The following is a 19,589-nucleotide window of genomic DNA, read 5'->3' on the forward strand; positions in this document are numbered from 1 at the left end:
TGGAAATAAAATTGATGCCTCCTATTGGAGGTAAATAACAATGAATTTTAAAAATTACACAATCAAAGCACAGGAAGCTCTTAGCAAGGCAACGGAGATTGCTTCTGAGCACTCACAACAGGCGATTGAACCTGCTCATTTACTTTTAGGAGTAATTGATTCCGAAGAAAATATAAGCTCATTTATATTCAAAAAAACTGAGGTCGACAGAAATAGATTTCTTCAAGAAATTGAAAAAATAATAAAATCATACCCTTCAGTTGAAGGAGGAAGCCCTTATTTATCAAACAATTCAGCAGCCTGTTTGCAAAGCGCAACAAAAATCTCAAAATCATTAAAAGATGAATTTGTAACAGTTGAGCATATATTAATTGCACTAGCTTCCGGTTCGGAAGAAATATCCAAATTGATGAAGTCATTTGGATTAACTGAAAAAACTCTAAAGAAAGTCATTCAGGAATTGCGTGGCGGTGATACCGTTAAAGATCAAAATGCAGAATCAAAATACCAGTCATTGAGTCGCTATTCAAAAAATTTGAATGAACTGGCTGCCTCAGGAAAAATTGACCCCGTGATTGGTAGAGATGACGAAATAAGACGTGTACTACAAATTTTAACCAGAAGAACAAAAAATAATCCCATTTTGCTCGGAGAACCAGGCGTGGGAAAAACTGCCATAGTTGAAGGACTAGCACAGCGTATTGTAGATGGGGACGTACCTGAAAATCTCAAAACAAAAACATTGATCTCATTGGATATGGGTCTATTAGTTGCCGGAGCCAAATACAAAGGTGAATTCGAAGAGAGGTTGAAAACTGTTATCAAAGAAGTGGTGGATTCAGATGGTGAAATAATTCTTTTTATAGATGAAATTCATACGTTAATTGGAGCAGGAGCAGGAGGAGAAAGCGCTATGGACGCGGCAAATTTGCTAAAACCTGCATTGGCTAGAGGCGAATTACATGCAATTGGTGCTACAACTTTAAAAGAATACCAAAAGTACATCGAAAAAGACAAGGCACTGGAACGCCGTTTTCAAACTGTTATGGTCGATGAACCAAGTACACAGGATGCAATTTCTATTCTCAGGGGAATTAAAGATAAATACGAATTACATCACGGTGTCAGGGTTAAAGATGATGCGATTATTACCGCGGTCGAACTTTCGGATCGCTATATTTCTGATCGTTTTCTACCGGACAAAGCCATTGATTTAATGGATGAAGCCGCTGCGAAACTCAGAATAGAAATAGATTCATTGCCTGAAGAACTCGATGAAGTTCAAAGAAAAATAATGCAACTTGAAATTGAAAGAGAGGCCATTCGAAGAGAAAAAGACAAGGATAAAGAAGCCGTAATAGCTAAGGACCTGGCTGAATTGGAAAGCAAACGAAATGCACTTAGAGCCAAATGGAAAAGCGAAAAAGAGCTTATTCAAGGAATTCAAAAAAATAAAGAGCGAATAGAGGAATTAAAGATTCAAGCTGAACAAGCTGAACGAAGTGGGGATTTGGGAAAAGTAGCTGAAATCCGATATGGAAAAGTCGTAGAAGCCGAACAGGAATTGGAAAAACTGAAAGCTCAAATGGCTAAAAATCAAAGCAACAGTCCTATGCTAAAAGAAGAAATCAGCTCCGAAGATGTGGCTGAAGTAGTGGCCCGTTGGACCGGAATTCCTGTGAACAAAATGCTTCAAAGCGACAGAGAAAAACTGATAAAACTTGAAGAAGAACTTGGAAAAAGAGTAGCCGGACAAAAAGAAGCAATTGCAGCAGTTTCGGATGCCGTGCGAAGGAGTCGCGCTGGTTTGCACGATCCTAATAAACCAATTGGTTCCTTTATATTTTTAGGTACAACCGGTGTGGGAAAGACAGAACTAGCCAAAGCATTAGCAGAATATTTGTTTAACGATGACAAGGCAATGGTGAGGATTGATATGTCTGAATATCAGGAAAGACATGCGGTTAGTCGCCTTATTGGTGCGCCTCCGGGATATGTTGGTTATGATGAAGGCGGACAATTAACCGAAGCAGTACGTAGAAAACCTTATTCGGTCATTTTGTTAGATGAAATTGAAAAAGCACATCCCGATGTATTTAATATTCTTTTACAAGTCCTTGATGATGGTAGATTAACCGACAATAAAGGTCGTATTGCAAATTTCAAAAATTGTATCATAATAATGACTTCAAATATCGGTTCACATATAATTCAGGAAAATTTTGAAAAAATGAATGCATCCAATGAGGTTGACACCATTTTAGATACCAGGGAACAGGTATTTCAGCTTCTTAAAAAATCGCTTCGTCCTGAATTTTTAAACAGAATTGATGAAACAATAATGTTTACACCACTTTCAAAGTCTGAAATCAGAAAAATTGTTGAAATACAATTCACATCAATTAAAAAATTGATGGAAAAAAATGGAATTGAAATTGAGGCCAGCGATAAAGCACTTGATAAATTAGCAGAGCTTGGTTTTGATCCGCAATTTGGAGCAAGACCATTGAAAAGAGTGCTTCAAAAACAAATACTCAATGAATTGTCAAAAGAGATTTTGAGAGGTAACATTCAAAAGGAACAAGTAATCGGAATTGATTTAGACAGTAATAATAAATTTCAATTTCTAAATCTAAGCAATGTGAACATTGATTAGAGCAAATTAATATGTAACCTATCTTAAGGGCATTTCTTTTGAAGTGCCCTTTTTTATATTTGCTAAAAAAAACAGAATGTATTTCTATCTCAGCCTCACACATAAGATTTCAGTATCGCTTTTCCTGATTATTTATCTTTTTAAAGCTTTAATGCTTATTGCTAACCACAAGGAAACTTTGAAGAAATTCTCCAGGTTGGTTAAAATTCCTGAAATGATAATAAGTGTATTATTTCTCGCTACCGGCGTTTATATGCTAATAAAAGGTGGGCATCCGGAATTATATATGATGGTAAAAATTGTATTGGTACTCGCTTCAATTCCATTGGCCGTGATCGGAATTCGGAAAGAAAAAAAATTGTTTTTAGTACTCTCAGTTGTAATCCTCATTTATGTCTATGGTATTGCAGAAACACATAGCCTGACTTTTACCCATCCGAGCCCGGAGGGTTTAATTGAAAACGTAGAGGATGATAATTATCAAATTAAAGTACATGGATTGGCATTGTATCAACAGCATTGTCTTCGCTGTCACGGAGAGCAGGGAGATAAAATGAGATATGAATCTCCGGATATTTCAACAACAAGCTTAGATAAAGAACAAAGGTGGGCGATTATTAACAATGGCAAGGGCATGATGCCTGCTTTTGGTAAAAAACTCGACAAAAATGAAAAAAAGGCATTGGAGGAATACCTTCTGAGTTTAAAAAAATGATCCCGGCATAATTTAAAACAATAATGCAACCAAAATATAGTCGAATAATTGAAAAATTAGTAGATTAAAAGGCTGATGTCAAAAAATGCCTTTATACTGATTTCTTCTTTTTTTCTCTTGTTGAGTTACTCGGCAATAGGCCAGGGCAATCAAAATTCCATTGGCGTATTTCCTAATCCATTGTTTGATAAAGCTACTTTGGAAATTCACATCGAAAATGTTAGTCCAACTGAAATTGTGCTCTTTAACATAATCGGAAAAGAGATTCACAGACAAAAGCTTAGTGGATTAGGGCAGAACAGTAGATTTGAAGTCGATTTTTCATTTCTAAATCCGGGTGTTTATTTTTTAAGCCTGATTTCAAAACGGGAAACAATAGCGACAAAAAAAATAGTCAAGAAAGGCTAAAAAAATTTAAATCTTTATTTGTATATACATTAAATACAACTGTATAAATGGCAAAACTAGAAGATGAAATAAAGCAGTACAAATTTCCAAGTCAGTTTCAAAAAGCACTTTTAAATTTGATTTATACAGGCAACTGGATTGCAGCCAGGCATAAAAAATTTTTTGCAGAGCACAATTTATCGCATGAACAATACAATGTTTTGCGAATACTTCGAGGACAGCATCCCAATCCTGCATCAATTCAATTGATCAATGAAAGAATGCTCGACAAAATGTCAAATGTTTCGCGTTTGGTTGAAAAATTACGCGCAAAATCCTTAATAACACGAACAGTTTCCAGTGAAGACAGGCGGCAGGTAGATGTTAAAATATCAGATAAAGGACTTTCCTTGCTCGCAGAAATGGATGTAGAAATCGACAAACTTCAAACTTCTATTCAAACAATTTCAGAATCCGAAGCCGAACATTTGAACCAACTTCTCGATAAACTTCGGGGATAATTTAAATAATCACAAAAATCAATCGTTTTAAGGCTTGCAAATAACCAAGCATAAAGATTTTTTATTACTAAATTCGCGGCTTTAAAAGAAAAAGAATGTTATCATTTTCCAGATTGAACAACATAGGCGGATGGATCGCCTTTTTAATAAGTTTTATTGTTTATACAATCACTGTAGAACCAACAGCAAGTTTTTGGGATTGTGGCGAATTCATATCCGTTTCCTATAAACTAATGGTACCCCATCCTCCCGGAGCGCCATTTTATCTCCTCGTGGGCCGGTTCTTTTCTCTTTTAGCTTTCGGAGATGTTCTTCAGGTTGCTTTCTGGGTAAATATGTTATCTGTAGTCTCAAGTGCACTTACGGTCCTTTTCACTTTTTGGGCAATTACGCTTCTTGGAAGAAAATTACTCAAAACTGAAGATCCTAAAGGCGCCGATCTTTATTTATTAATGGGAGCAGGACTTATTGGATCTTTGGCACTTACATTTTCAGATACATTTTGGTTTTCTGCTGGAGAAGCAGAAGTGTATGCCATGTCTTCATTTTTTACTGCTTTTGCATTTTGGGCAATATTAAAATGGGAATTAATTGAAGAAAGAGCAGCAGCAAATCGCTGGTTGCTTCTGATCGCATACACAATGGGCCTGTCCACAGGAGTACACCTTTTAAATTTATTGACAATTCCGGCAATTGCACTTGTTATTTACTTTAAATATTACAAACCCAATGCGCGCGGAATTATAGCTACTTTGGGAATTTCAGCAGTGGCAATTTTGATTGTTCTTGAAATAATTATCAAAGGACTTCCCACAATTGCAAGTAAAATAGAAATAGCCTTTGTTAACGGACTAAACCTCCCTTTTGGGTCAGGTGTACTTTTCTTTTTCATTGCCTTTATAGCTGCATTGATTTACGGTTTGTTTTATTCTATTCAAAAAAATAAAGCTGTACTTAATACCGCTTTGCTGGCCTTTATTTTTGTCATTCTGGGTTTTAGCAGTTATGGAATCATAGCAATTCGGTCAAATTACAATCCGCCCATTAACGAAAATGCACCGGATGATGTCATAAGCTTTTTGAAATATCTAAAAAGAGAACAATACGGTGATAGGCCACTTTTTAAAGGACCGATTTACTCGGCCAACCCCGTCAGAACCATCAAAACTTCAGACCTGTATCATAAAACAGAGAATGGTTATGAAATCTATGATCAAAAAATCGAACAGGAGTTTAACCCCAGAGATGAAATGCTCTTTTGCCGGGTTGCAGATAGACGAGGAGACAGAATTCGCGCCTATGAAAATTGGATGAATCTTAGAAAAGGTGAAAGGCCAACTATGGGTGACAATATTGAGTTTCTTTGGAAATATCAACTCGGTCACATGTATTGGCGATACTTTATGTGGAATTTTGCAGGAAGGCAAAATGATATTCAGGGCCACGGAGGAAAAATGCATGGCAACTGGAAATCAGGAATTTCATTTATTGACGAAATGAGGCTCGGTGATCAGTCCAAACTTCCCACCGAAATCAAAAACAATAAAGCCAATAACAGTTTTTATTTTCTTCCATTGATTCTGGGCCTATTGGGCATGTTCTACCAATACAAAAGGAATAAAAAGGACTTTTCAGTAGTAGCACTACTCTTTTTCTTTACAGGGATAGCAATTATTCTTTATCTAAACCAACCTCCCATTGAACCGAGAGAAAGAGATTATACAAGTGCCGGCTCATTTTATACATTTTGTATTTGGATAGGCTTGGGCATGTTGGCAGTGTACGATTTGATTAAAAATTACATTAAAAACAATAAAGTTGCGGGAATAACAGCATTTGTACTTTGTTTGATAGTACCCGGAGTCATGGTCGCAGATGGTTGGGATGATCACGACAGAAGCGGAAGGTATCATTCAGTTGACCAGGCCAGAAATTTATTGGCTTCCTGTGCACCAAACGCAATTTTATTTACCGGAGGTGATAATGACACTTTCCCACTTTGGTATGTTCAGGAAGTTGAAGGATTCCGAACCGATGTGCGTGTTTGTGTAATGAGTTATTTCAGCATAGACTGGTATATCGATCAAATGAAAAGAAAGGTTTATGAATCCGAGCCATTCCCAATAACATTTACTACCAATCAGTATTTAAGTGGCATCAACGACTATTTACAAATAGTACCGGATCAGCGTTGGGAAAAAACAGCGCTTAATATAGACAAGCTTTTAGAGGCCATAAAAACTGAAGATGCGCTGGTTAACCGACGCTTACCAAGTGGTGACAGAATCAATATATTACCAGGTAAAAACCTTGGAATGAGAGTCAATAAAGAAGCCTTATTGGGTGGTGATTTAAGCTCAGAAACAAGCGCAAGCAAAAGCAATTGGATTCCAGGCGATATGAAGGATGAAATTGTAGATATAATGCGGTGGAACATCAAAGGCAATCACATTCTTAAAGCCGATTTAATGATAATGGATATTATCAATAATGTAAATAAAAACGGCTGGGAAAGACCCGTATATTTTAATGCTACGTCATTGATTACCACAAATCTGGATTTGAGGAATTATATGTTGTTGGAAGGGCTCGCCTATAGATTAATACCGGTAAGTTCACCAAAACAGCAGAATGGCAGAGTTAATATTGAAGTTATGTACGACAACATAATGAACAAGTTTGCCTTTAGGGGAATGGACAATCCTGACTTATACTATAATGAAGAGTATCAAAAATTTGCGATGAACTCAAGACAAAGTTTTTACAGATTGGCCGATGCCTTGTTGCGAAGAGCCAATGATAAAGAAAGAGCAAGGGAAGTAATTGAGAGATGCTGGAGCGTTTTACCGGATGAGGTATTTCCATTTAGCGTATATTCTGCTCAATTTTTACCTCTTTTTTATGAAGTAGAAGTAGAAGGCACGACTGAAATGGCGATGAAAATGGGTGATAAGGCCATAGAAATGATCGAATTTCTTGTTAATGAAAATGTTAATGACAGACAGGAAATTCAAGCCAATTTGTATATGCTTAATGTTGTTCAAAGGACTCTATCACAGAATGCCAGTGAAGAAGAGGCCGCTAAATACCAGGAAGCTTTACAAAGGTTCTCTTCGATCAATATTTAATTAGTATGAATTTTAACCGAAGACCTCAAAAATCAAATGTTCCCTTAGTATTTGGGGTTAATCCGGTTGAAGAGGCATTGAATGCAGGAAAGGAATTAGAAAAAATTCTGATTCAAAAAGGCATTGGGAAAGAAAAGATTCGATCCATTTTAGATGAAGCCCGCAAAAGAAGAATTCCAATTTCTGAGGTGCCAATTCAAAAAATGAATCAGTGGGTTTCTAAACCTCATCAGGGAATAATCGCTTTCCTTGCTTTGATTTCATACCATTCATTGGATGCCATCATTGACAGTTCATTTGAGGCCGGCAAAGACCCAATAATCCTTGCACTTGATAATGTCACCGATGTCCGAAATTTCGGAGCGATTTCACGAAGTGCTGAAGCAATGGGAGTTGATGCAATTGTAATTCCTGTTAAAGGAGGAGCAATGATTAACGGTGATGCTATTAAAACAAGCGCTGGCGCTTTGAATCATATTCCGGTTTGCAGGGAAGCAAAATTAGAATCTGCGATTTTGCACCTGAAAAACCGAGGGCTTAGAATTATTTCCTGCACAGAAAAATCAGAATTTGTATTGAGTGATACAGATCTAAAAGGTCCTATTTGCATTGTAATGGGAGCGGAAGACACCGGAATTTCAAAAGAGATTTTAAGTATTTCTGATGATATAACTGCAATTCCGATGGTGGGAAGAATAGGTTCCTTAAACGTTTCCGTGGCCTCAGGTGTAATACTATATGAAGCCTTAAAGCAAAGGACTAAATAAATTTTGAGAGGTCTTTGTTTTGCTTTATATCGGTAACAAAGTTTTTTACCTGCTGCTCATACTCTTTTCTACAAATCATTACCACATCTCCATGTTGAACAACTATATAGTTGTCCAGCCCGTCGACTACCATTAATTTGTCACCATCCGATTTTATTATGCAATTGTTGGTTTCATTTAACAGCACTTTCCCGTCAATTACATTTTTATTGTCGTCCTTCTTTTTTGTTTCAAAAAGAGATTTCCAAGTTCCCAAATCAGTCCAACCAAAATCAGATGGAAAAACATATACATTAGATGCTTTCTCCATAATGCCATAATCAATGCTGATATTTCTGCATTGTGAGTAAACACTTCTTATAAAGTCATTCTCATTTTTTGTGTAATATTTGGTCTTATCACTGAAAAATAATTCTGAGACTTCCGGAAGATACTTTTCCAATGCAGATTCTATTGAATTGATATTCCAGATAAAAATTCCGGAATTCCATAAAAAATCGCCGCTTTCGACAAATGTTTTGGCCAGATCTGCATCAGGCTTTTCTGTAAATGTCTTTACTTTTTTAATTGTATTCTCATCGTGATGAAACTGAATATATCCATAGCCGGTATCGGGTCTTGAAGGATGAATCCCCAGTGTTAGAAGAGAATCATTATTTGAAACATAATTCATGCCTTCATTTATCACTCTTTGAAACTCTGTCGTATCAAGTATCACGTGATCAGAGGGGCAGACTATTATATTTGCTTGCTGATTTAACGTTGAAATTTTACTAACACCGTAAGCAATGCAAGGTGCAGTATTTCTTCCTACAGGTTCAAGGAGGATTTGATCATCTTTTAAAAACCTTAACTGACTTTTTACAATCTCCTTGTAATCTTCATTTGTGACTACATAAATATTTTCTCTTGGAATTATTCCATCAAAACGATCAATCGTTTGCTGTATGAGTGTTTTTCCGGTTCCCAAAATGTCAAGAAATTGTTTGGGCTCTTTAGAGCGGCTAAAGGGCCAAAAACGACTCCCTACACCACCTGCCATCACTATCAAGAAATTATTATTTATCTGAGTCACTAAATCGTTTTTTTTCTTATCTTAGATATGCTTGTTATAATATCTGGCATCACAAAGGTATTATAATTTAAATATTAAGTCACTTGTCAATCTACCATTCACCATTGAACCTGATTTGTATTATTAAAAGTGAAATTCATCCAAACAAATTAGGCATTGATCTGCTTGATAATGAGATTATTCAATAAAAAAAAGCGATTTTTGCACCCGTTTTCTAAGTCTGTTCTTTTATGATTAACACAGCTCTTGATATTAAATCTAAATTAAAAGAAGTATTTGGTTATGACTCCTTCAGAGGGAAGCAGGAAAGTATTATAGACAATCTTCTCGCTGGCAATAATACGCTGGTAATAATGCCTACCGGTGCAGGGAAATCCCTGTGTTATCAATTGCCCGCTGTACTTTTAGAAGGTACTGCAGTAGTAATATCCCCGTTGATCGCACTCATGAAAAATCAGGTTGATCAAATGAATGCCATAGGTATAAATGCCAAAGTGCTTAACTCGACACTTTCCAGAAGTGAAATGAACAAAGTCAAAAAACAGACTTTAAATGGGGAAGTAAAACTGCTCTACGTGGCACCGGAGTCTCTTTCCAAAGAAGATAATGTCATTTTTTTTAAACAGGTAAATATTTCTTTTGTGGCCGTTGATGAGGCACATTGTATCTCGGAATGGGGTCATGATTTTCGTCCGGAATATCGAAGAATAAAAGAAATAATTGCTCAACTGGGAGATTTAAACGTTATAGCCCTAACTGCCACAGCAACGCCAAAAGTTCAATTGGATATTATCAGAAATCTCCAAATGGAGGACGCTAATATCTTTAAAACCTCATTCAACCGAGAAAATCTATATTATGAAATAAGACCAAAAAAAGATTCGAGAAAACAGCTTATAAAGTTTGTCAAAAAACATAAGGGAAAGTCGGGAATTGTTTATTGCTGGAGTAGGAAAAAGGTAGAAGAAATTGCGGAATTTTTAAAAGTGAACGGTATTAAATCCCGGCCTTATCACGCGGGGATGGATTCTTCTATCAGGGAAAAAAATCAAGATGATTTTTTAAATGAAGATGTAGACGTAATCGTTGCGACCATTGCATTCGGTATGGGCATTGACAAGCCCGATATAAGATTTGTTGTTCACTATGACGCCCCAAAATCACTGGAAAGTTATTATCAGGAAACCGGAAGAGGTGGAAGAGATGGTCTTGAAGGCCACTGTTTGATGTTTTACAGTTATAAGGATGTTCTTAAACTTGAAAAATTCAATAAGGATAAAACAGTATCTGAGAAAGAGAATGCTAAAGTATTGCTCGAAGAAGTAATTCACTTTTCAGAGTCTTCGGTATGTCGTAGAAAAATGCTTCTCCATTATTTTGGTGAGAATTTCCCTAATGATTGCGGCTATTGTGACAATTGCAATAATCCAAAAGAGCAGTTTCAGGCTGAAGAAGAAGTAGTGCATATCATCAGCACAATTCTCGATACAGAAGAGCGCTTTGGAATTGGTCATATCGCAAATATTTTGAAAGGAAGCAATAATCAATATGTATTGAGTTATGATCACAATAAGCTTTCACAATTTGAAAAATTGAAAGATTTTGAATACGATACAATCAAGTCTATGATACGACAATGTCTTGTTCAAGGCTTCATTGAAAAAGACATAGAAACAGTAGGCGTAATTAAAGTATCAGAATCAGGTAGAGCTTTTCTCAAGAAATCTTTCCCTGTCACATTCTCCAAAGATCGGGATTTTTCAGATGCTGATTCGGAAAGTTCAGATCCTCAGGTAAATACCAAAGGACATGACGCTGTTTTATTTGATCTTTTAAAAGCAGAACGAAAAAGCTTAGCTAAAAGAAAAGAGTTGCCTCCATACGTAATATTCCAGGATCCCCAACTGGAGGAAATGGCGACCACATTTCCGACAACTTACGATGAACTGGTGATGATAAATGGAATTGGCCAGAGCAAAGCAAGAAAATTTGGAAAATCTTTTCTGGAGCTTATTAAAAAATACCTGGAGGAAAATGATATCGAAATTCCTGAAGGTGTATTGGTGAAAACATCAGGAGCTCAATCAAAAGTCAAGCGATTTATCATAGAACAGACCGATAAAAAAGTTGATTTGGAAGAAATTGCCACCGCGATCCATATGAGTATGGATGATTTATTGCTTGAAATCGAAAAAATATGTCAGGGTGGTACAAAACTTAATTTGGATTACTACATAGAGGACCTTTTAGATGAAGACCTGCAGGAAGAAATATTTGATTATTTTATGAATTCGGAAACTGATGATATTGAGACAGCTCTCAATGAATTGGGCGATGAAGATTTTACAGAGGAAGAGATAAGACTTATGAGAGTCAAATTCCTTTCAGAAGTAGCACATTAATTTTAAATTTCATTATTTAGTTTCTTCTAACTAATAATTTCACATGAATATTCTGGTAATAGGTGGAGGAGGAAGAGAACATGCTTTGGTATGGAAAATTTCCCGCAGTGAAAAATGTGATAAAATATATACATCACCGGGCAACGCAGGTACGGCAAGCATTAGTACGAATGTCGTTTTAAAGGATTTTAAAGAAATAAAGAATTTCTGTTTAAAGAATGATATTGAACTAGTAGTTGTAGGTCCGGAACAGCCACTTGTCGACGGAATTGTGGATTATTTTCACAGCGATGAAGAATTAAAACAAATTAAAATACTAGGTCCGGATAAAAGAGCCGCGCAGTTGGAAGGCAGCAAGGATTTTGCCAATGAATTTATGCGCAAATACAATGTGCCTACTGCCGATTTTAAAACTTTTACTTCTCAAGAATACCAGGATGCGCTTGATTATCTGGATACAAAAAAAGCCCCCTATGTTTTAAAAGTTGATGGACTCGCTGCCGGCAAAGGTGTAATTATTGAAGAGAACATTGAAAAGGCCAAAAGGGCAATTCATGAAATTCTTATCGACAAGAAATTCGGTGAAGCGGGCTCAAAATTGGTAATTGAAGATTTTCTGAGTGGAATTGAGTTAAGTGTTTTCGTTTTAACCGATGGAAAGAGTTATGTGGTATTGCCTGAAGCTAAAGATTATAAAAGAATTGGCGAGGGAGATACAGGTCTTAATACCGGAGGCATGGGTGCCATTTCTCCTGTTCTTTTTGCCGATGAAATTTTCTTAAATAAAGTCACTGAAAAAATAATAAAACCAACGATAAAGGGTATAGAAGAAGAGAAATTTAATTATAAGGGATTCATATTTTTTGGACTGATCAATGTAGATGGAGAACCCTATGTCATAGAATACAATTGCAGATTGGGTGATCCGGAAACTGAAGTTGTATTACCAAGAATAAAAAGTGATATTCTTGAATTATTTGAAGCTTGTTTTAATGGAACACTTAGCAACTATAAAATCGATATTGATGAACGTTGTGCCTCTACGGTTATGTTAGTTTCAGGTGGATATCCTGAACACTACCAAAAGGGAAAAAAAATCAGAAATATCGATTTGCTTGAGGATGTATTGCCGTTTCATGCTGGAACTTCTTTTGATGATAAGGGAATTGTTATCACTTCAGGTGGACGAGTTATAGCCATCACTGCTTTGGCCAGTAATATAAATGATGCGCTCAACAAGGCAAATACCGGCGCTGAAACCATCGATTTTGATAAAAAATACTTTCGCAGCGATATAGGAAATGATTTGCTAAACCTCTCGTTTTAAAATCCATGGGCTGTTCAAATTGTGCATTGGGGAAAAAAGGTGATATCAAACCGGCTGGTTGCAAAAGCAATGGCTATTGTTCATCCGACGGTTGCAACAAATTCAATGTATTCGACTGGTTAAACCAAATGGATATTCCCAATGTTGGTCCTTCCTATCCATATGTTGAAGTTCGGTTCAAAAATGGATTCAAAGAATACTTTAAAAATGAAAATAAAATAGACCTCTACCCTTCCGATTGGGTTGTAGTAGATGTCCCCAATGGCCATCACATAGGAAGAGTTTCCTTACAGGGAGAATTGGTAAGGTTGCAAATAAAAAAACACAAGATAAAAGAAAAGGATATTCGAAGTATTTACCGGAAGGCGAGTTCAAAAGATCTTGAGAAATTTGAGCAAGCTAAAAACAGGGAAATATCTTGCCTTTTCCGAAGCAGGGAAATAATTCAGAACCTCAAACTGAATATGAAATTATCAGATATAGAATTTCAGGCTGATAATACCAAGGCGACCTTCTTTTATTCTTCAGAAGACCGGGTTGATTTTAGAGAATTGATCAAAAAATTGGCAGCTGAATTTAAAATCAGGGTTGAAATGAGGCAAATCAGCTTGAGGCATGAAGCCGGAAGACTGGGTGGTATTGGTTCATGCGGAAGAGAATTGTGCTGTTCGACCTGGCTTAGTGATTTGAAAGCAGTAAGCACCAGCGCAGCAAGGTATCAAAACCTCTCATTGAACCCCAGTAAACTTTCCGGACAATGCGGTAGACTGAAATGTTGTCTGAATTACGAACTGGACACCTACATGGCCGTACTCAAGGACATTCCAAAGGTGGACAAAGCACTAAAAACTAAAAAAGGTGAGGCAACTCTCATGAGAACTGATATTTTTCGCAAAATCATGTATTTCGGATACAAAGGCGAAAATATCTGGCATTCAGTAGATATAGAAAGAGTTGTTGAAATTCAAAAACAAAATTCAAATGGTATATACCCAGATCAATTGACTGATTCCGACATCAGTGATGATCAAAAAAGAAAAAGTCTTGACGCAGATACAAACAGCAACGATTTAGAGGCATTGGACAGGAAATACAAATCGAATAAGAAAAAGAAAAAAAGAAATAAGCATAAACGCTTCCAACAAAAAAAGAATGAAAATTAAAAGCTGCTATTTCGGTTTAGTAATTATAGTATTTCTGAGTGCCTGTGGTGAAAATACGGTTTATCAGAATAACGTTGACCTCAGTAGTGGGAAATGGGCTTCGCAGCACAATATCCTTTTTGACTTTGATGTAAAAGATACTACTGGTGTTTACAATATTGTATATACCTTAAGAAATGGCCTTGATTATCCTTATTATAATATGTACCTCAATTATACCTTAAAAGACAGTAGCGGTGGTACTATAAGTTCAGGATTACAGGAATTAATATTAATGGATAAAAAATCCGGTAAACCCTATGGAAGTGGTTTTGGAGATAGATATGATCATCAGTTCGTTTCTTTGAGAAACTTTAAATTTCCTTACACCGGAAAATATTATTTTAATATTGTTCATTATATGCGTGTAGACTCGCTTCCTGAGCTATATTCAGTTGGATTAAAAGTTATTAAAGCCGAGGAATAAACTCATTGCTGCAGAGTTCTGTTTAGTATAGGAAATAACAATTTGGCTAATCTATACTCCATATTAGAATTACCTGTTTTTTCAGAAATACAGGAGGTTAAAAAGAGCTTTAAAAAATTAGCGCTTAAATATCATCCGGATATAAATAAGCAAGATTCAGGTACCGAAGAAAAATTCAAGAGAATCAATCATGCCTATCAGATTCTTTCAGATGAGTCAAGAAAAAGAAGGTACGATGCCATTCTGAGATATCAATACAACAAGCCAAAAAATCCGGTTTATACCAGCTATAGAGCAAGTCAATCCTATTCCAGAAGAAGAACTGCGACTCAATCCAATTACAGGAAATCCAAAACAAAGAAGAAATACTACAATGCGGTGACTTTAGGCTTTTTTGGCCTTGGCATTATTCTTTTCCAGGTATTAACGGAATTGAATGAATCCAGACTTGAAAAAAATTATGAAAATAGAATGAGGGAAAGAAGTGACCTGATTTCAAAATCAAAAAAGGCATTTGCAAGGAATGAATTTAGAAACGCAATTAACTTATTAAATTCAATACATTACAGCTCTACAACTAAAGAAGTCCTTCAATTAAAAAATCAGTATTTTCAATTTTCTGATTCCATTTCCAGTGAGCAAATGTTGGTCAAAAATTATGATTCAGCGCTTTATCATTTGGAGTTGATACTAGAGAACAAATCAAAAATAAATGCAAGTATTTACACAAGAATTTCGAATTGTTACAGAAATCTTGGCAAAACAGACGTTGCTATTTCTGTTTTAAACAACCTTTTAATTGCCAATCCAAATAATTTAACTGCTCACAAGGAATTGGGGCATATCTACAATTATGATTTAGGTGACTACAACTCTTCTTTAAAGCATTATGAAAGAGCTACCAAGCTAATTGTAGGCAATTATGTAGATTTTTATGGCAAAGCGTATTTGGCCATTATAAATCCAAAAAATCATCCGCCATCAGACTTCGATGTGTTTCTTGAGAAATCAAAGATTTATTATACGCTCAATCAGGTGGATTCATCTTTGATAGCCAGTCGCTGGGCAACATTCCTGAACCCCAATGATTCAGAGGCTCATTTTGTGCTTGCATTGTGCTGGTTAAAAAAAGGAGAAAATAAAAGAGCGTGTAAAGAATTTCAAAAGATCAGAAATCTTGGGGAAATTATTCCCAAACTTGATTCATTGCAAAAAATATCCTGTTAGTCTATTGTCGCAATACACTTCAGCTCAATAGCAATAGGGGTAGGAAGCTTATTTATTTCTATTGTAGTTCTGCAAGGCTGATTCGATTTGAAATATTCAGCATATACCTCATTGTATATCTTGAAATCGCTGTCCATATTGGTTAAAAAAACGGTCACATCTACGAGTTGATTCCAGGAACTACCGCAATCTTCTAATATTAATTTTACATTTTCAAATACGGATATGCACTGTTTTCGAATATCATAGGATGTAATTTTCCCGTTTTGATCAAGTTCAACACCCGGAATTTCCTTTGTGCCCCTTGATCTTGGTCCTACACCTGATAGAAATAACAAATTCCCTACTTTTCGGGCATGAGGATAAAGGCCAACCGGCTCGGGAGCTTTGGATGAATTTCGTATATCCACTTACTAATTTTCTTTATCGAAGTAAATTTTTGTATTTGGGAGCAATGCCTGGATTTTCTTCTGTTCTGAAGGGGGTATTTTATTACCAACCAAAATCAGTTCATCCAAATTTTTAAGATTAGCAATTTCAATGGGAAGAGTTGTCAACTGATTAACTGACAGGTCCAATATTTTAAGATTATTTAAACGGGAAATCGATACAGGAACAGATTCAAAATAATTGTTTCTCAAATACAAAGCCTTAAGATTTTTTAATTCACCAAATTCTGAGGGTAAATCTCTAAGTTCATTTTTATTCAAATTAAGCCAGTGCAGATACTCTATTTCTTTAATTTTTGGATTGATACTTGTCAGTTTGTTACTACTCAAATCTAAATCAACTAATTCCCCCAAACTTGCAATATCATCTGAGAGCGATACAATTTTGTTATTATATAAATTCAATTTTACCAATTGAGTAAGCTCTTCAAGATTATGTGGAAGTTCGGTAAGAACACTGCTCGAAAGATCAGCACAAAATACATTTTCTGGAGTAAAAAAGGCATTTTTCATAGTAAAACAGAAACCCATACAATTTTCTTCAAGAAGATCCATGGCTTCCAATCTTCCATAATTCAATGCATTTACCAGATCATGACATAATTCAGTGTCAGAAAAACCAATTTGCTTGGCCAACTCATCTTTTGCTTTCGCTCTAAGAAAATAGGCCTCACCATTTTCAGGGTCAATACTTAATACATGCGTGAATTCAGCAATTGCTGTTATATAATCGCTCTGATCAAGAGCTGATTTACCTTTAGCAAAGAATTCACCAACTGATGACTGAGCCAATGAATTGCTTGTAATGATGAATGCAGTAAATATTATAAGAAGAAATCTGTCCTTCATATTTATCAATCAAATTAATTTAAACTCTTTTTATAATCTATTATAAGTGAAAGACTAAAAAAAGTTGTCTCTTTTTTATTAAAAACCTTACAAACAAATATAAGCTACTATTTTATTTTTCATTCATAAGGTCCTCAATTTCCTCAACTTCAATCGGTATTGAAGCCATCAAGTCAATTGGGCCATCTTTTGACACAATTATATCGTTCTCAATTCTTATGCCAAGACTTTCATCCCTTAGGTAAATTCCCGGTTCGCATGTAAATGCCATTCCCTCTTTAAAAGGGTGGTATTTATTGCCTACATCGTGAACATCAAGTCCAATGAAGTGAGAAGTTCCATGCATAAAATATTTCTTATACAATGGGTATTCAGGATCTTGATTCTTAACTGCAGTAGCATCAAGCAGTCCCAAACTTATTAATTCAGATTCCATTATTTTTCCAACTTCCTTGTGATAGTCAATCCAGTTGTTACCCGGGACTAACAATTCTTTAGCTTCTTTCATCACCTTTAATACTGAATTATAAATTTGCTTCTGTCTTTCTGTGAACCTACCATTAACGGGGATACATCTGGTCATATCAGAAGCGTAATTGGCATATTCAGCACCAAAATCCATCAATAAAATATCTCCATCGTTTAGCGGTTTATCATTTTCTACATAGTGCAATACGCAACTGCTAAAGCCACCAGCGATGATCGAAGAATAGGCAGGCCCCCTTGATCCATTTCTCAAAAACTCATGAAAAATCTCCGCCTCTACCTCAAACTCATTTACTCCTGGTTTTACAAATTTCAAAATCCTTCTAAATGCTTTTTCTGTAATTGAACAAGCCTCACGCATTATTTCAATCTCAATTGGATCTTTTACTGATCGTAATTTGTGCATGATCGGCGCCAGTCTTTCATACTTATGCAGTGGATAGTCCTTTTGACATTTATCTATAAATCTTCTTTCCCTTGTTTCCACAAGAACTTTGGCTCTCAAGTGTTCGTTGGTATTCAAATAAATGTTCTCACTATTGGTCGCCACATCTTTGAAAATTGTGTCGAATTCTGAAATCCAGAATACATTTTCGATACCTGAGATTTTCTTTGCTTCCTCTTTCGTTAGTTTGTGACCTTCCCAAATAGCTATTTCTTCATTGGTTTCTCTAAGAAATAGAGCTTCCTTATAATAGGAATAGGGCGCATCTGGAGCCACTAATAAAATGGATTCTTCCTGATCTATTCCACACATCCAAAAAATATCATTATTTTGTTTAAAAGGAAGTGTGCCGTCAGCGTTGGTAGGCATTATATCATTGGAGTGAAAAATAGCTACGCTGTCTTTTTTAATTTCTTTTCTGAACCTTTCTCTGTTTTTTATAAAGAGTTTGGAATCTATATCCTTATACTTCATCTAGGCTTGTTTATTCTATTCAAAATTGAAATTTAGCGCATCGTAATAAGCATTCAAAAGATTTTTTATTTCAAGATCCTTTGCACACCTGAAATGTCCTTTGGGGCAGGCCCTAAAACCGTGCAATCCACATGGTTTACATTCCAGTCCTTCTACCTGTACAATCCGGTTGAATTCGGATAATGGTCCAAATCCAAAATCAGGAACTGTCGAACAAAATACAGCACATGTTTTTGCATTTTGAGAGCTCGCAATATGCATTGGGGCTGAATCATTCGTGTAGTTTAATACGGCATGTTTCATTAAAACAGCTGTTTGTAAAAAACTGGTTTGGCCTGCAAAGGACAAAATATTCCCGCGATTTACTTTTGATATTATTTCATCACAAATTTGCCGGTCATCAGGACCTCCCAATAAATAAATACCGATTTCATCCGGAAGTGAAATTATGAGTTCAATCCATTTTTCTTTAGTCAATTGCTTTGTATACCAAACAGATGCAGGAGAAATTGTTATATAGGAATCATTTAAGTAGTCTTTAACTTTCACATGGTCATCCTCGTCCGGATAAAGTCTGACTTTGAATTGATCCGTATCCGTAATTCCCAAAGGAATTAACAATTCAAAATTTCGTTGTACTTCATGTCTGGAGTTTCCAATATCGTGTTTGATCCTGGTATCCATAAAAAAAGACAAAGGATTTTTATCAAATCCAATTTTAAGATCGGCATGGATTAGCGCAGACATTAAACCGGTGGTAAAAAACCTTTGCAAATTGATAAGGAGATCGTATTTGCCCTTTTTATTTACTGATTTAATAACCTCAAATAAAGATTGATATTTTCTTTTCTTGTCCCAAACAATAACCTCATTGAGCTCCGGATGATTCCTTAAAAGATTTTCATTTCCTTTTCGCAAAATAAAATCAATTTTGGCATCAGGAAACTTTTCTGACAAAGCTTCAATTAGTGGGGTAGCAAGAATCACATCGCCAATAAAGGCTGTCTGAATAATTAAAATGCGTTTTAAATCCTTTTGCACAATATTGTTCT

The 19,589-nt window shown here is 35.7% G+C and carries 16 protein-coding genes; 11 read left to right on the forward strand and 5 right to left on the reverse strand.

The window, feature by feature from the left end:
• Positions 1-40 precede the first annotated feature (40 nt).
• From clpB to rlmB, 6 genes are all read left to right on the forward strand, one after another.
• The gene (gene clpB / locus HZR84_04250) at positions 41-2,656 is read left to right on the forward strand and encodes an ATP-dependent chaperone ClpB (protein ID QNL21181.1); all 2,616 of its coding nucleotides are present in this window, start codon (positions 41-43) and stop codon (positions 2,654-2,656) included.
• Between the two features lie 76 nt (positions 2,657-2,732).
• Positions 2,733-3,371, forward strand: coding sequence for a c-type cytochrome (locus HZR84_04255; protein ID QNL21182.1), 639 nt, complete (start codon positions 2,733-2,735; stop codon positions 3,369-3,371).
• Positions 3,372-3,446: 75 nt separating this feature from the next.
• Entirely contained in the window at positions 3,447-3,779 is a 333-nt protein-coding gene (locus HZR84_04260; protein ID QNL21183.1) for a T9SS type A sorting domain-containing protein, read from the forward strand.
• A 47-nt stretch (positions 3,780-3,826) separates the two neighbouring features.
• Positions 3,827-4,279, forward strand: coding sequence for a MarR family transcriptional regulator (locus HZR84_04265; protein QNL21184.1), 453 nt, complete (start codon positions 3,827-3,829; stop codon positions 4,277-4,279).
• Positions 4,280-4,374: 95 nt separating this feature from the next.
• On the forward strand, positions 4,375-7,407 hold the full coding sequence (locus HZR84_04270; GenBank protein ID QNL21185.1) for a DUF2723 domain-containing protein: 3,033 nt from the start codon (positions 4,375-4,377) through the stop codon (positions 7,405-7,407).
• Between the two features lie 5 nt (positions 7,408-7,412).
• On the forward strand, positions 7,413-8,174 hold the full coding sequence (gene rlmB, locus HZR84_04275) for a 23S rRNA (guanosine(2251)-2'-O)-methyltransferase RlmB (GenBank protein QNL21186.1): 762 nt from the start codon (positions 7,413-7,415) through the stop codon (positions 8,172-8,174).
• Here the strand turns inward: rlmB and HZR84_04280 are convergent.
• On the reverse strand, positions 8,167-9,216 hold the full coding sequence (locus HZR84_04280; GenBank protein ID QNL23186.1) for a mannose-1-phosphate guanylyltransferase: 1,050 nt from the start codon (positions 9,214-9,216) through the stop codon (positions 8,167-8,169). The two genes, rlmB and HZR84_04280, sit on opposite strands and share 8 nt — an antisense overlap.
• Before the next feature lie 263 nt (positions 9,217-9,479).
• Here HZR84_04280 and recQ point away from each other — a divergent pair, with 263 nt between their 5' ends.
• Genes recQ through HZR84_04305 form a run of 5 tightly spaced genes read left to right on the forward strand, consistent with a single transcriptional unit; the run spans position 9,480 to position 15,834 of the window.
• The gene (gene recQ / locus HZR84_04285; GenBank protein ID QNL21187.1) at positions 9,480-11,651 is read left to right on the forward strand and encodes a DNA helicase RecQ; all 2,172 of its coding nucleotides are present in this window, start codon (positions 9,480-9,482) and stop codon (positions 11,649-11,651) included.
• A gap of 43 nt (positions 11,652-11,694) precedes the next feature.
• Positions 11,695-12,978, forward strand: coding sequence for a phosphoribosylamine--glycine ligase (gene purD / locus HZR84_04290; protein QNL21188.1), 1,284 nt, complete (start codon positions 11,695-11,697; stop codon positions 12,976-12,978).
• A 5-nt stretch (positions 12,979-12,983) separates the two neighbouring features.
• The gene (locus HZR84_04295; protein ID QNL21189.1) at positions 12,984-14,141 is read left to right on the forward strand and encodes a Signal peptidase-like protein; all 1,158 of its coding nucleotides are present in this window, start codon (positions 12,984-12,986) and stop codon (positions 14,139-14,141) included.
• Complete coding sequence (locus tag HZR84_04300; protein QNL21190.1) at positions 14,131-14,607, forward strand: gliding motility lipoprotein GldH; 477 nt, start codon at positions 14,131-14,133, stop codon at positions 14,605-14,607. Before HZR84_04295 ends, HZR84_04300 begins: the two co-directional genes overlap by 11 nt.
• Before the next feature lie 42 nt (positions 14,608-14,649).
• A complete protein-coding gene (locus HZR84_04305; protein QNL21191.1) occupies positions 14,650-15,834 on the forward strand; it encodes a DnaJ domain-containing protein in 1,185 nt (394 codons plus the stop codon).
• On the opposite strand, the gene HZR84_04310 is transcribed toward HZR84_04305, so the two are convergent.
• The 4 genes from HZR84_04310 to HZR84_04325 all read right to left on the reverse strand — a co-directional run bounded on the left by HZR84_04310 (position 15,831) and on the right by HZR84_04325 (position 19,578).
• Positions 15,831-16,244 carry a RidA family protein gene (locus HZR84_04310; GenBank protein QNL21192.1) on the reverse strand — a complete coding sequence of 138 codons (414 nt, stop codon included), beginning with the start codon at positions 16,242-16,244 and terminating at the stop codon, positions 15,831-15,833. The two genes, HZR84_04305 and HZR84_04310, sit on opposite strands and share 4 nt — an antisense overlap.
• A gap of 3 nt (positions 16,245-16,247) precedes the next feature.
• On the reverse strand, positions 16,248-17,132 hold the full coding sequence (locus tag HZR84_04315; protein QNL21193.1) for a hypothetical protein: 885 nt from the start codon (positions 17,130-17,132) through the stop codon (positions 16,248-16,250).
• Between the two features lie 112 nt (positions 17,133-17,244).
• Positions 17,245-18,537 (reverse strand): aminopeptidase P family protein, encoded by a 1,293-nt coding sequence (locus tag HZR84_04320; protein ID QNL21194.1) that lies wholly within the window; start codon positions 18,535-18,537, stop codon positions 17,245-17,247.
• A gap of 15 nt (positions 18,538-18,552) precedes the next feature.
• Entirely contained in the window at positions 18,553-19,578 is a 1,026-nt protein-coding gene (locus HZR84_04325) for a glycosyltransferase family 9 protein (protein QNL21195.1), read from the reverse strand.
• Between the last annotated feature and the right edge of the window lie 11 nt (positions 19,579-19,589).

This window comes from Hyphobacterium sp. CCMP332 (assembly GCA_014323545.1).
Lineage (GTDB): Bacteria > Bacteroidota > Bacteroidia > Cytophagales > CCMP332 > CCMP332.